Below are 12,480 nucleotides of genomic sequence, written 5' to 3'. Positions count from 1 at the left end.
CGGGCGGGTACCGACGGCCGGGTTCCGCCTTACCGTTCAAGGGTGTCGGTGCCGGCCTCGACGGCTGGTCGGGGCGTCCGGGCCGGCGCCGGACCGACCGGGGGGTCGCCATGGGTGAGGTGTCTGGGACGGACGCGTCGGCGACGGTCGTCGACCGCGTCACGGGGATCGTCGGGTCGGCCGCCCGGGAGGACGGGGCCCCGTGGCTGTTCGCCCGCTGTCTGGTCCACGCGAGCCGGTACGAGGCGTCCGGCCGGGACGGTGACATCGACCTGGCGCTGGCGGACTTCCAGGCCCTGCCGGCCGGCGCGCCGGGCCGGGCCAAGCTGGCGGCGGTCCTCGCGGAGCTGATGCTGGGGTCGGGCACGCTGTTCGGCTCCCCGCGGCTGTCCTGGGCGGTGGCGCTGGCGGACGCGGCCGACGAGGACCCCGCGCCGATGCCGCACTGGCCCCTGACGTGTGCCGCACTGCGCGCGGGCGACCTGCTGGTCGCCGCGCAGGAGAGCCGGCCCGGTTTCGACCCCCGGGCGGCGCTGCGCAAGCTGGAGGGCTACGCGGCGCTCGTCGACGGCACACCCCCGTACGCCGACGCGGTCGAATCGGCTCGCCTCGCGGTGCGCCACCTGATCGTCCAGGAGGACCCCAGCGCGTCCGAGGCGCGGCGGGTGACCGAGGACATGCGCCGTTTCACCGACCGGCTCGGTGCTCCGGATCCGGGGCGCCGACAGGACGCGCGGGACGGCCGCGATCCGCTGCGCGAACGGGGCGAGACCATGCGGCTGATGCAGGAGATGCACGCCTGCACGGTGCGCGGTGACCTTCCGGCCATGGCCCGGCGCATGGGGGAACTGCGCGACTTCGCACTGCGGCTGCCGTCCGGCGATCCGCTGCGCGCGCAACTGGACCAGGCGCTGGCCACGGTCGGCCCCTTCCTCTCCATGCTCGGCGCGGACGGCACCGGTCAGGGCGGCCCGGGCGGGTGGACACCGCCCGAGGGGGCCGACGCGCTGAAGGTCTTCGAGGACCTGGCCGCCCGTCCCGGGCTCTCCGGCATCGACCGCGCCTTCCAGCTGAGCCAGCTCGCCCTGGCCGAACTGGCCCTGGGCACAGCCGAGTCGGTGGACGACGCCATCGGCCATCTCACCGAGACCCTCGCGCTCAGTCCCCCGCACGACCAGCGCCGGACCTACTACCGGTTCCTCGCCGGCACCGCGCACCTGCGCCGGGTCGAACTGAGCGGGGACACCCGGGCGCTGCGGACCGGCACCGAACTGCTCGAACAGGCCCGGGACGCGGCCGCGTCGACCGCCCACACGATGTGGAAGGACATCTCGATGCCGCTCGCCCACGCCTACCGGCTCGCGAACCGCCGGGAGCTGAGCCGGGCGACCGCGCTGCGCGGTCTGCGGGGGCATGCCTGGAGCGTGCTGCTGGAGTCCACGCCTGACGAGGTGCAGGCCATGGCCCGGCACGCCGCCGAGGACGCCCTCGAGACCGCCCGGTGGTGCCTGTCGGACGACGCCGCGGAGGACGCCGCGACCGCCCTGGACGCCGGACGCGGTCTCATCCTGTACGCCGCGGCCGAGACCCGGGACCTCGCCGCCCGCCTGACCGCCGCGGGCCATGCCGGGCTCGCCGCACGGTGGCAGGCGGCCCGGTCGGCGGACCCGGCCGGCGAGGTCCCGGTCGACCTGCGGCGCACCGTCGTGGCGGCCCTTGCCGGTGTGCCCCTGCGGGACGACGGCACACCCGCGGCCGGCCCCGGAGAGGGCACCTCGCGGCTGCTGGACCCGCCCGACGCCCACGAGAGGAGGGCGGCACTCCAGACGCTCGGTGCCGACGCCCTCGTCTACCTGATGCCGGGTGACGAACTCGACGGGGCGGCGGTCGTCGTCCCCGCCCGCGCCCCCGCGACCTGGCTGCGCCTGCCCCACCTGAACACGTCACGGGCCGCCGCCCTCGACGGCTTCCTCACCGACGCGGCCCGGGGTACGACGGCACGCGACGCGGCCGACCGCGACAGCGCTCTGCGGGACGCCCGGATCAAGGTGCCCCGGGTCCTGGACGACCTCTGCGAGTGGGCCTGGGACGCGGTGATCGGCCCTCTTCTCGCCGACAGCCGGCTGGAGTTGCCCCGGGACCGTCCGGCGCGCCTGGTGCTCATTCCCGTACGGGAGCTGGTCCGGGTGCCGTGGCACGCGGCACGTACCCGTGCGGCGGACGGCACCTGGCTGTACGCGATGGAGCGCGCGGTGTTCTCGTACGCGCCGTCCGCGCGGCTGCTGTGCGAGACGGCCTGGCTCGGTCCCGTCCCGCTGACCGACGGCGGGCTGGTGGTCGGCGACCCCGACACGGCGGGCGCCGCCCGCGAGTTGCCGGCGGCACGGCTGGAGGCATTGGCGGTCAGGGACCGCTTCTACCCGCGGGCACGCTACGTGGGCCGGATGCCCGACGGGGGCCCCGGTCCGCAGGGGCACGGGACCGGCGAGGAGGTGCTGCGCTGGTTCGCCGACCCGGACGGCGGGCCCGTGGTCCACCTGGCGTGCCACGGAATCGTCGACGAGAGCACGGAGCCGGGCGACAGTTCCTACCTGCTGCTGCACGACGGGGAGCACCTGGCCGCCGAGCGGGTGCTGGACGTCCTGGTGCAGGGCTCCGGGCGCGACATCGCCCTCGCCGTGCTGGCGGCGTGCAGCACCGGACGGTCCGGGCGGGGACACGACGAGGCGTTCAGCCTGAGCACCACGCTGCTGGCCGGGCGGGTCCGTTCGGTGGTGAGCGCCACCTGGAGCGTGCCGGACACGGCGACCTCCGTGCTGATGTTCCTCTTCCACCACTTCCTCAGGGAGCGGGGCATGGGGCCGGCCGACGCGCTGCACGAGGCCCAGTTGTGCATGATCGGCCGCCGGGAGAAGCCGACGGCGATGCCCCGTCAGCTGCGGGAGCGACTGCGTTCCCCGCAGGTGTCGGACATCGCCTCCTGGGCCGGTTTCGTGCACATCGGACGGTGAGCGCGGGCACCGGACCGCGCGCCCGCCGGCCGGCTCAGGCGCCGGGGACGTGGACGACGACCGGCAGGACGGTGGTGGTCCACTCCCCCGCCACCGCCCGCGCGGGCCGGGCGTCCCGGTGCAGCGCGGCCGTGCCCAGCCGGTCGAGCACGCCCTGGTATCCGGCCGCCCCGGTGCGGTCGGCCGCCTGCCCGGGCTCGCCGAGCCGGCCGAGGACGAACCCCGCGGTGTCGAACGGCGTCTCGGCCACGAGGAGCTTCAGCCAGTCCGTTCCCGTGGCGCCGGGCACCACCGGTCGGCCCGGTGGCAGGCACATGGCCACCGCCCCGCCCCAGGCCGCCGACGCGGCGTGCCCGGGCGCGACCCAGTCGCCGGAGAACAGCTGGGGGTGGATCCGGAACCGGTCCGTGAGGTCGAGCAGGGCGCAGTACAGCCGGTGCGGCGAGGTGTTGCGCAGCCGGATGTGCACCTCGGGCTCCTCCCAGCCGTCCGGCCCCCCGCGGTAGTACAGGTGGACGGCACCGTCGGCACCCGGGCGCAGCGCCGGACGGTTTCCGTCGTCGTAGGCGTCCGCGCGGGCCGCGGGCACCACCTCGACGGCGACGGCGCCCGCGAGGGAGGAGAGCGGGTTGTGCAGGTCCTTGACCCGGCGCCAGCGGGCCACGTGCTCCAGGTCGCCGGCCACGCGGGCCGCCTCGCCCGGTGTCGCGCACGGGGCGTCGGGGACGAGCGGGGCGCCGTCGCTCGCGCAGATCCGCGCGATGCCGGGCCGGGGCACGTGGACCCGCAGGTCGGGCAGCCGCCCGCCCTCCCCGGCCCCGGTGGCACGGACGTGGGGCGACGGCCCTCCTCCCGGTCCGGCCCGGTCCAGTGCCGCCGCGATCAGGCCCGTGACCGCGGCGCCGGTCCCGCTGTCGTCGGCCAGCTCCACCGTGCCCGCCGGGAGGGGGACGCCCGTCAGGACGACGGCGTACCGCCGGCCCGGGTCGGGCGTCCAGCCGAGCGGCTCGACGATGCTGCGGTCGGTCAGCACCCGCGTCACGGCGACCTCCGCGAGGGGGTCCGAGCCGTGCACGGCGAACCGTACCGGGTCGTCCTCCTCCCCCGGCGGAACACCGTGGCAGGCACCGGCGTCGATCTCCCACCGCCCGCGCAACCGCCGCAGCGTCACCGGAGAGCCCGCGGCCCGCACGCGCCCGCCGATCAGCGGCCGGTCGGCCACGGCGTCGGCCGCCGGGGACAGCACCGGGACCTGGGCGCCGGCGGTGTCCTCGACCCGGCAGCGGGCGCCGGTCATCAGTTCCCGGGAGGTCGCCGCGAGCCCGAGGGTCTCGATCTCCTCCAGCAGGGCCAGGCTGAACAGGCCCCGGTGTCCGCCGGGGGCGGGGACCTCGACGGCGTACTGGTCGGAGTGGCAGGCCGCGAGCAGGACGTGCGGGGCGACGGGACCCGCCGCCTCCGGCCCGGCACCGGTGCGGAGCTCCGCCAGCAAGGCGGCGAGGGGCGGCGGTGCGGCAGGCGCCGGGTGGCGGCGGACCCGCAGCGGGGGCTGCCCGTCGGGCGCGGGCAGATGGGCGGCGAGGGGTGCCCGGGTACCGCTGTCGGCGTGGCAGCAGTCGAGTACGGCGACGGTGTGGGCGCCGCGTGCGGTGATCTCGCCGATAAGCACGGCGAGTTCCTTGTCGTACAGGTCGGGCACGCCGTCGCGGCGGCTGTCGGCGCACACCAGGGTCTGCAGCAGGGCGGTCGGTTCGAGCCGGGCGAGTTCCGGGGGGACGGGGGCCTGCGAGCCGTGGCCGCTGAACCAGAAGAGCACGCTGTCCGCCGCCCCAGCCCGGCCCAGGTGGTGCCGGAACCCGTCGATCACCGCCGCCCGGGTGGCCCGCGCGTCCGTCAGGCTCCTGATCGCCGGCTCACCCTCCGGCAGGTGGGTGCGGAGCATGCCGGCGACGGCGTCCACGTCGTTGCGGCAGCCGCGCAGGGGTCTGACCGGTGCCTGGTAGGCGTCGATGCCCACCAGGAGGGCGTACAGGGTCACGCGGGTACCTGCTTTCCGTGCGCGGAGGACCGGGGCCGATGTCCCGGTCCCGTCCCGTCAGTTGAGCCAGTCGCCCCGGGAGGGCGCCGGAAGGCCGTTCCCGGCCGCCGTCGGGTGGGTCCGGGGGGAGGTCGCGAACCTGGCGAGACCGGCCAGGACGTCGTCGTGGCAGACCGGCAGGGCCTCCTCGAACCGGCCCCTTCTCAGCGCGGACAGCCGTGCCTCGCGAGCGGCCATGGCGATGCCGGCGCCGGACATGCCGTCCGCCCTGCGCGCGTACTCCGCGAGGTGCTCGTCCACCGTGCCCGGCGGCAGGTAGAGGGCGAACAGGGCCTGCCGGCCGGCCAGGTCGGGCAGCGGCACCTCGATGTGCAGCCCGAGGCGGCCGGGCCGCAGCAGGGCGGGGTCGATGCGCTCGTGGTTGTTGGTGGCGGCGACCACGGTGACCTGGCCCAGGTCCTCCAGGCCGTCCAGCTCCGCGAGGAGCTGGTTGACGACGCGATTGGCGGCACCGCCGTCGCCGGTGCCGTTGGTGCGCCGCGGGGCGAGCGCGTCGACCTCGTCGAAGAAGAGGATGCTGGGCGCGAGGTGCCGGGCCCGTTCGAACAGGTCGCGCACCGCCCGCTCCGACTCCCCGAACCACTGGCTGAGCAGTTCGGGACCGCGGACCGACAGGAAGCGCCGCCCGCACTCGTGGGCGAGGGCCCGGGCCAGCAGCGTCTTGCCGGTGCCCGGCGGGCCGTGGAACAGGACCCCCCGCTCCACCCGGACGCCGGCCTCAGCGAACAGGCCGGGGTCGCGCAGCGGCAGGATCAGCCGTTCGCGCAGCTGGGTGACCGTGTCGTCCAGGCCGACCACGTCGGCGAAGCCGGTGTCCGGCAGTTCCGGCACGACGCCGCCGATGGCGGAGGGGGTGACGAGGGTGAGGGCGGCCGTCCAGTCCGCCTCCTGGATCCGCAGCGCGCAGACCGGTTCCAGAGCCCCGGCCGGCGTGTCGGGACGCGTTCCGTCCCCGGGGCCGCCCGGGCCCTCGACCGCGGCGCCGCCGCCGTCCGGGCCGGTGTCCAGCAGCTCCAGCGGGAAGGCGCGGCGCAGCGCCACCCGGCCCGCCTCGTGGCACAGCGCGGCCAGGTCTGCGCCGACGAATCCGGACGTACGGGCCGCCAGGTCGCGCAGCAGCGCGGCCCTGGCCGCCTCGTCCCCGGCCGCCAGGGAGAGGTCGCGGGTGTGGATGGCGAGGATCGCCCGGCGGTCGTCCTCGGAGGGCAGCGGCATGCGGATGCCCTGCCCGAGCCGGCCGAGCCGCCGGATCGCCGCGTCCACGTCGTCCGGGCGGCTGGTCGTGGCGATGATCACCGGCCGGTCCGGCCGGTCGAGCAGTTCGTGCAGCAGGCCGAGCAGGGAACCGCCCACCACGGGTGTGTCGCGGGCCGGCGCCAGGTAGTCCACGTCCTCGAGTACCACCAGCCGGGGTGGATCGCCCTCGGCCACCGGGTGCAGGGCCGCGCGCAGAGCCGCCTCCGCGTCCTCGCGCTGCTGGGTGACCAGGGCCGGACCGCGCAGCACGACGGTGTCCACGCCGTCCTGGGCGCACCGGGTGCTCACGGCGCGGGCCAGCGTGGTCTTGCCGGTTCCGGGCGGGCCGTGCAGCAGGATGCCCGCCGGTGCCTGCACGCCGAGGCGGCGCAGGTCCTCCGCGCGGCGCAGCGGGACCTCGATCTCCCGCCGCAGCAGCCCCACGACGTCGTCGATGCCGCCGAGGTCCTCGTAGCCGGGCCGGACGGCGCGCAGGGCCGGGGAACGCCGGACCACGACCTCCAGCAGGCGTCCGACCTCGGCGACGGGGACGTCCGCGGCGCCGGCCACGACCCGCTCCACGACGTACTCGCCGTAGCCGTCGGCGCCGTCCCCGGCGGCGCCCAGCGGACGGTGGCAGAACCGCAGGCCCGGGTAGAGCGGGTAGCGTCCCACGGCGAGGAAGTCGCGCAGCTCGGGGCCGGACGCCGCGGTGCCGCGCAGCAGGTCGAGCCGTATCCCGGTGGCCTCGGGCACCGGTCCGTCCTCCCTCTCGACGGACACCGGGGCGCCGTGCGCCGCGCCCAGCGCCGCGCGCTGCCAGCGGTCGAGGGCGATCTCCGCCGTCGCGCCGAAGCGGTCGGTCAGGTCCCACGCGACCCGGCAGTGCACGGTGGCGTGGGGCGACGTCACGCGCAGCAGGTCGCCGGCGGCGGCGCCGGGCGCGTTGGTGTAGCAGTGTCCGTGGATGACCTCGTCGTCGGCGAGGGCCCGGACCGTCATGTCCTCGGTCACCGTGTCTCCTCCGTACGGTGGTGGGCCGCCCGCCGCCGGGAGACGCGCACCGAGACGACCGCGCCGCAGCCGACGACGTCCCACAGCCCGCCCTGGCCGGGCCGGGCGTATCCGCTGAGCACGTCGGCGAGTTTGGCGCCCTGGTTCAGCATCAGGGCCTCCCGGTCGTCGCCCAGCACCAGTCTGCGGGGCGCACACGCGCGTCCCCAGCCCGCGATGTGGTTGTCGGGGGCGAACGGATCGGCTACCAGGGCGACGGCGGCGGCGTCCAGGTCGGTCCAGGTGGTGAGCGTCCGCTGGTCCTGCGCGGAGAGGAAGACGCCCATGTGCGGGTGGCTGTGCACCCAGCCGAGCACCGTGGCCGCGTACGGGCCGAGCCGGGTCTCCTCCACGGCCTTCAGGGTGTCGTTCACGCCCTCGATCACCGCGGTGTCGAAGGAGCAGCGGACCGGGGTGGCGACCTGCTGCGGCGGGAACACCGCGGCGGTGATCTCGACCCGGCCGGCGGAGCGTTTCCCGACCAGCACGCCGCCGCGCTCGGCGGGGAAGCGGGCGAAGTACGCGAGGAGCGTGGCGCCCCACTCCCGGTCGAGGGCTATGTCGTCTCCGGTCAGGTCCGGGCTCTTCCCGCGGCGCGGTGACCTCGGCATCGTTCGTCCCTCGGGTGCTGGGGGTGCGGGCGGTGAGTGCGGCGCGGTCATGTGCGGTACGGTTCCGCGCCGACGAGCACGAGGGGCAGGGGCCCGCCCGTCCTGCGATAGCGTTCGAGCACGGCGTTCCTGATGGCACCGGCCGTCCCGGCGGGCAGTACGTCGTCGACCAGTCCGATGGGCAGGGCCGCGCCCCGCGCGTCGAACACCCCGATGCGGTCGCCGAGTTCCTTCTTGGTGACGTCGACGACCACGGGACGGAAGTCGGGGTCCAGTGCCCGCCACTTCGCCGAGGTGTCGTGGTCGGTGGACGACAGGAACACGGACAGGCCGGGGTGGGTGTGCAGCCAGGTGATGCGGACGGCGTCCCGGTGGTCGGGGCCGAGGGAGTCCAGCGCGTCGCGGACCCGCTCGACCTCCAGGACGGAGAACTCGCAGCGCACCGCGTTCGCCCACGTCTGCTGCGGCAGTACGGCGCCGACGATGGTCCACATGCCGTCGTCCGTCCGCGCGGTGAGCGCGACGCCGCCCTGCTCCTCGCGCCGCTCGGCGGGTTCGGCGAGCACCTCGGCGAGGTTGCGCCACAGCTCCGCGTCGATGCCGACCTCCGGGCGGCGCGCGGACCGGCCGGGTTCACCGTCCTCGTCCGGGGCCGGTTCGCCGTCGGCGCCCGGCGGAGTGGGGCCGGCGGTGTCCGGTGCCGCGGTCGCGGGGAGCGGAGGGCGTTCCGGGCGGGTCGCTCCGTCATCGGGGGCCTTCGCCGGTGCGCCGGGGTCGCCGGCCGGGACTCCGGGCTCCTCTCCCCGTTCGCCGGGATCGTCGGTCCGTTCGCCGGGCTCCTCCCCCGGATCGCCGGAGCCGGCCGCCGGGTCGCCCGGGTCCTCCGTGGGTGTGCCGGGAGGCGTCGCGGGACCGTCGGAGGCCGGACCGGACACCCTGCCGCCGGGGCCGGCAGGCCGGTCCGGGCCGGAGTCCGCCGCGGGACGGCCCGACCGGAGCAGGACGCCGGCCTGGATCAGCGCCACCACGGGGATCAGGGCCCAGACGCCCGCGGAGTCGCCCCGGTGCAGCAGGGCCACCGACAGGGCGAGGAGGACCGCGCAGGGCAGCGCCGCCGCGGCCAGGGCGGTGCCCGCGCCGGACCCGGTACGGCGGCCGGCCGGATGCCCGGCGAGCCACTCGGTGGAGGCGAGCCAGGCGGTCACGGTGGCCGCGAGCCCGACCACCGCCGCGCGGCAGCCGCTCGGCACGTCCCAGCCGACGGACAGGAGGTAGGAGGAGAGGAAGAAGGCGGGGCCTAGGAGCGCGAGCGGCAGCACGAGCCGCAGGCTCGGCGCGCCGTGGTCAACGTGCCGGACTGTCATGATTCTCCGTGTTCAGAAGCTGTTTGACGTATTCGAGCGCGGCACCGAGGGTCCGGTGCGACTGCCGGGCGTCCGCCCATGCCTGGGTGTACGTGAACCAGCACAGGTGCGGCAGTCGCACACCCAGCGCCGGGCACCACGCGGCCTCCCCGTCCGAGCGCCAGATGTTGACGTGCCGGATCTGCGCGTCGTCCGGCGCGGTGATCCACACGTCGGGCAGCCGCCGGTGCAAGGCACCGACGTCCATGACCAGGTGGTAGTCCCGCCGGATCCGGGAACCGCCCCCGACGATGCCCCGGACGCGGGTGCCGACGGCCGTCACGTCCGGTTGCCCGCCCGGCGTCCGCGTCGCGAACATGGCCCGCCAGCGTGCCACGAGGAGCGCGCCCTGCCGGGTCTCGCGGGCCAGGACACGGAGGTCCGGGTACTCGGACCTGAGCCCACGCACCTCCTCCTCGGTGACCGGCATCAGCGCGCCCGGCTGTTCATGTTGGCCTCGGCGAGGACCTGGCGCGCCGCCTCCAGGAAGTTGGAGAGGGAGCGGTTGGCGCGCGGGATGTGCTGCCACGCCGAGCCGGTCGTCCCCCAGCACAGGAGGGGCAGCCTCGATCCGGTGAAGGGGCAGGTCTCCCGGCTCCGGAAGATGTTGACGTGCTGGATGGCGTCGTCCGACGGGGAGAACACCCACACGGCCGGCAGCTCCTCGCGCAGCCGGTCGACGGCGACGAGCAGGCGGTAGTCCTGCGGGCGTTCGCGCAGGGCGCTGTTCGGTGAGCCGAGGATGCCGCGCAGCGTCACCGCGACGCTCGTGACCCAGGCGTCCTGGTCGGTGGCGAGCGGTTCCAGGTCGAAGAACTGGGCCTTCGCCTCGAGGAACTCATGCGGGGGAACGGCCACGGTCGTACTCCTTGTCGCTCGTGCCGGGCAGGGGGTCGCCCAGGTGGGCCGGGCACTCGGCGAAGTCCCGTTCCCCGGCCCGGTGTCCGGTGAGGGAGGTGCCGGCGCCGTCCCAGACGTGGAACCGTCCGATGCGGTCCGCGCCCCCGGCCAGGGTCGCGAGGAGCGCCGCCGCCTGGGCGGCGCCGACGACCGCGGCGCTGGTGACGAGGGACTGGATCGGCACCCCGTCGACGACGTCCGTGCACGAGTGCCGGACCGGGTCGTCGGCGATGGACGTGCCGAGCCAGCACACCAGGCACATGCTGGAGGTGCCGGGGTCGCACACGTGCACCCGGCCGGTCAGGCCGTCCACCGCTCCGTTGACGAGCGGCAGCTTGTGCCGCTCGGTGAGCACGTTCAGCGTCCAGCGGGTCTGCTGGTTGTCGGGGCAGGACAGCACCGCCGCGGCCCCGTGCAGCGCCTCTTCCAGCCGGGTGCGCAGACGGGCGGTCTCCATCACCCGCGCGTGCAGCTCGGGGGCGCCGGCGAGCGCGGCGGCGTTGATGCCGGAGGGCCCGGTGAGCAGTTCGGGGCCGATCGTCGTCGCCAGTGCCTCGACCTGGAGTTCCGGGTCGATCTCCCGGAGCCGGGCGGCGGTGCGTTCGGCCTTCGCGGCGCCGATGTCGCCGTCGCGGAAGAGGATCTGCCGGTTGAGGTTGTGGCGTTCGACCCGGTCGTCCATGTCGACGACGGTGAGGTGTCCGACGGCGCCGCTCGCGGCCAGGACGCCCGCGGCCCAGCCACCGAGCGCTCCCGCGCCGCACATCACCACCCGGGCTTCACGGCTCGGCACCGGCTCCCAGTCCTCCGGCAGCCGGCCGCCGTCCTCGGGGGACACGCCGTCCAGCGGGGACCAGAAGCACACCGGGGTGCGCCGCGGCGGCCTGCGCGCGGGGACGACGGCCAGCGGCGATCGGGTCCGGCCCGGTTCCCGCACGACGACGGAGGCGAGGACGTGGTCCTCGTCCACGACCGTCGTCACCCGGGGTCGCACCGCCAGGCCGTCCAGGTGCACGGTGAAGGCGCCGGACTGGTCCGCGGTGGCCACCCGCTCCAGCACGCCCTGCAGGTACGGCTGCGGGTTGCCGCCGCTCATCAGGCGTTCGGTGGCGCTCCCGATGCCGGGCGCGTGCACCATGAGCCGTTCCTCGGACCACTGGGAGACCACCGCGGGACCGTCCACGAGGGCGCCCAGTTCACCGAGGGCCGCCTGGGCCAGCAGGCCTCCGCAGACGGCGCCGAGCGCGGCGGTCAGCAGGCCCGACGGCTCCGACGCGTCCGGCAGGGCGTCCGGGCCGATCCTGACGGCGGCCGGCAGGACCTGCCCCCACACGTCCACCGTGCAGCGGGCGGCGGTGGACTCCGTCTCGGCGGCGCGCGGCACGGCGAGGACCAGTTCCCGGCCGTCGGGCGGCGTGTCGTCGCCGGCCACCCGGACCGTGGGGTTCAACTCCTGGGCGCGCAGGGCGAGGGCCTGGTCCAGGGGCTCGCCCAGATCGTCGCGGTGCAGCAGGAACTGGTGGGCGAGGTCCGCCTCACGGACCGGCCTCGCCATGCCGACGAGCCTGACCCACCCGTGCCGGCTGCCCACACCCAGCAGGGTCAGACACTGGATCAGGTAGGGCAGGGCCGTGCCGGTGCCGAGCACGGCGACGCGTGCGTCGGCGACGAGGTCCTGGGCGACCAGGCCGCTCTGCCGGGCGTAGCGCTCAACGGGCATGGTGGTTCCCGGCGGTGTCGTCGTTCCCGCGCCCGCCGACGACGCCGTCGCCGGGCAGGCCCACGGACAGGACGGTGTTGGCGTACTCCTCCACCGGCCGGTCGTCGACGACCTGCCCGTTCTTGTCCCGCACGCTGAAGTTGCTGCCCGCCGCGATGAATCCGCTGTTGTCGACGGCCTGACGCACCGTCTGACCCGACTCGATGTTGATGTCCTGGCGCGCGTTGGAGATCGCGTTGCGCAGGGTAACCGTCGTCGTGCTCATGGAGATCTCTTTCTCTGCGTGGAGATCGGCGCGAGGCGCGAAGGCACGATGCGGGTGGCATTCCGGCAGGGCTGCTGTCGCCGACGGCACGGCGCACGACACAGGCGTGCGCGGATACCCGTTAGAAGACGATGTTCCCCCGCCGAAGATTCCCCCGAATTCGGCCAGACCCCCCTGTCACCC

9 protein-coding genes are annotated in these 12,480 nt (G+C 75.6%); 1 reads left to right on the top strand and 8 read right to left on the bottom strand.

Translation table 11 applies throughout. From position 1 onward, the window contains the following. The first annotated feature begins 110 nt into the window (after positions 1–110). Positions 111–3,011 (top strand): CHAT domain-containing protein, encoded by a 2,901-nt coding sequence (locus tag ACFWJB_RS22875; protein ID WP_386924415.1) that lies wholly within the window; start codon positions 111–113, stop codon positions 3,009–3,011. Positions 3,012–3,045: 34 nt separating this feature from the next. Here the strand turns inward: ACFWJB_RS22875 and ACFWJB_RS22870 are convergent, their stop codons facing one another. The 8 genes from ACFWJB_RS22870 to ACFWJB_RS22835 are packed head-to-tail and all read right to left on the bottom strand — an operon-like array spanning position 3,046 to position 12,297. After that, on the bottom strand, positions 3,046–5,049 hold the full coding sequence (locus ACFWJB_RS22870) for a caspase domain-containing protein (protein ID WP_386924413.1): 2,004 nt from the start codon (positions 5,047–5,049) through the stop codon (positions 3,046–3,048). A gap of 57 nt (positions 5,050–5,106) precedes the next feature. Beyond that, positions 5,107–7,359 carry an AAA family ATPase gene (locus ACFWJB_RS22865; protein ID WP_386924411.1) on the bottom strand — a complete coding sequence of 751 codons (2,253 nt, stop codon included), beginning with the start codon at positions 7,357–7,359 and terminating at the stop codon, positions 5,107–5,109. Beyond that, the gene (locus tag ACFWJB_RS22860) at positions 7,356–8,009 is read right to left on the bottom strand and encodes a Mov34/MPN/PAD-1 family protein (protein WP_385469222.1); all 654 of its coding nucleotides are present in this window, start codon (positions 8,007–8,009) and stop codon (positions 7,356–7,358) included. The genes ACFWJB_RS22865 and ACFWJB_RS22860 overlap by 4 nt, the downstream gene beginning before the upstream one ends. A gap of 47 nt (positions 8,010–8,056) precedes the next feature. Next, complete coding sequence (locus ACFWJB_RS22855) at positions 8,057–9,373, bottom strand: hypothetical protein (protein ID WP_386924408.1); 1,317 nt, start codon at positions 9,371–9,373, stop codon at positions 8,057–8,059. Next, the gene (locus ACFWJB_RS22850; protein ID WP_386924406.1) at positions 9,354–9,842 is read right to left on the bottom strand and encodes a hypothetical protein; all 489 of its coding nucleotides are present in this window, start codon (positions 9,840–9,842) and stop codon (positions 9,354–9,356) included. The genes ACFWJB_RS22855 and ACFWJB_RS22850 overlap by 20 nt, the downstream gene beginning before the upstream one ends. After that, positions 9,842–10,270 carry a hypothetical protein gene (locus ACFWJB_RS22845; protein ID WP_385469216.1) on the bottom strand — a complete coding sequence of 143 codons (429 nt, stop codon included), beginning with the start codon at positions 10,268–10,270 and terminating at the stop codon, positions 9,842–9,844. Before ACFWJB_RS22845 ends, ACFWJB_RS22850 begins: the two co-directional genes overlap by 1 nt. After that, on the bottom strand, positions 10,251–12,032 hold the full coding sequence (locus ACFWJB_RS22840; protein ID WP_386924404.1) for a ThiF family adenylyltransferase: 1,782 nt from the start codon (positions 12,030–12,032) through the stop codon (positions 10,251–10,253). Before ACFWJB_RS22840 ends, ACFWJB_RS22845 begins: the two co-directional genes overlap by 20 nt. Next, on the bottom strand, positions 12,022–12,297 hold the full coding sequence (locus ACFWJB_RS22835; RefSeq protein ID WP_385469212.1) for a hypothetical protein: 276 nt from the start codon (positions 12,295–12,297) through the stop codon (positions 12,022–12,024). Before ACFWJB_RS22835 ends, ACFWJB_RS22840 begins: the two co-directional genes overlap by 11 nt. Positions 12,298–12,480: the final 183 nt, after the last annotated feature.

The organism is Streptomyces sp. NPDC127100, from assembly GCF_042724095.1.
GTDB lineage: Bacteria > Actinomycetota > Actinomycetes > Streptomycetales > Streptomycetaceae > Streptomyces.
The sequence above is the reverse complement of the archived record's forward strand: the minus strand, read 5'-3'. Positions and strand labels throughout refer to the sequence as shown.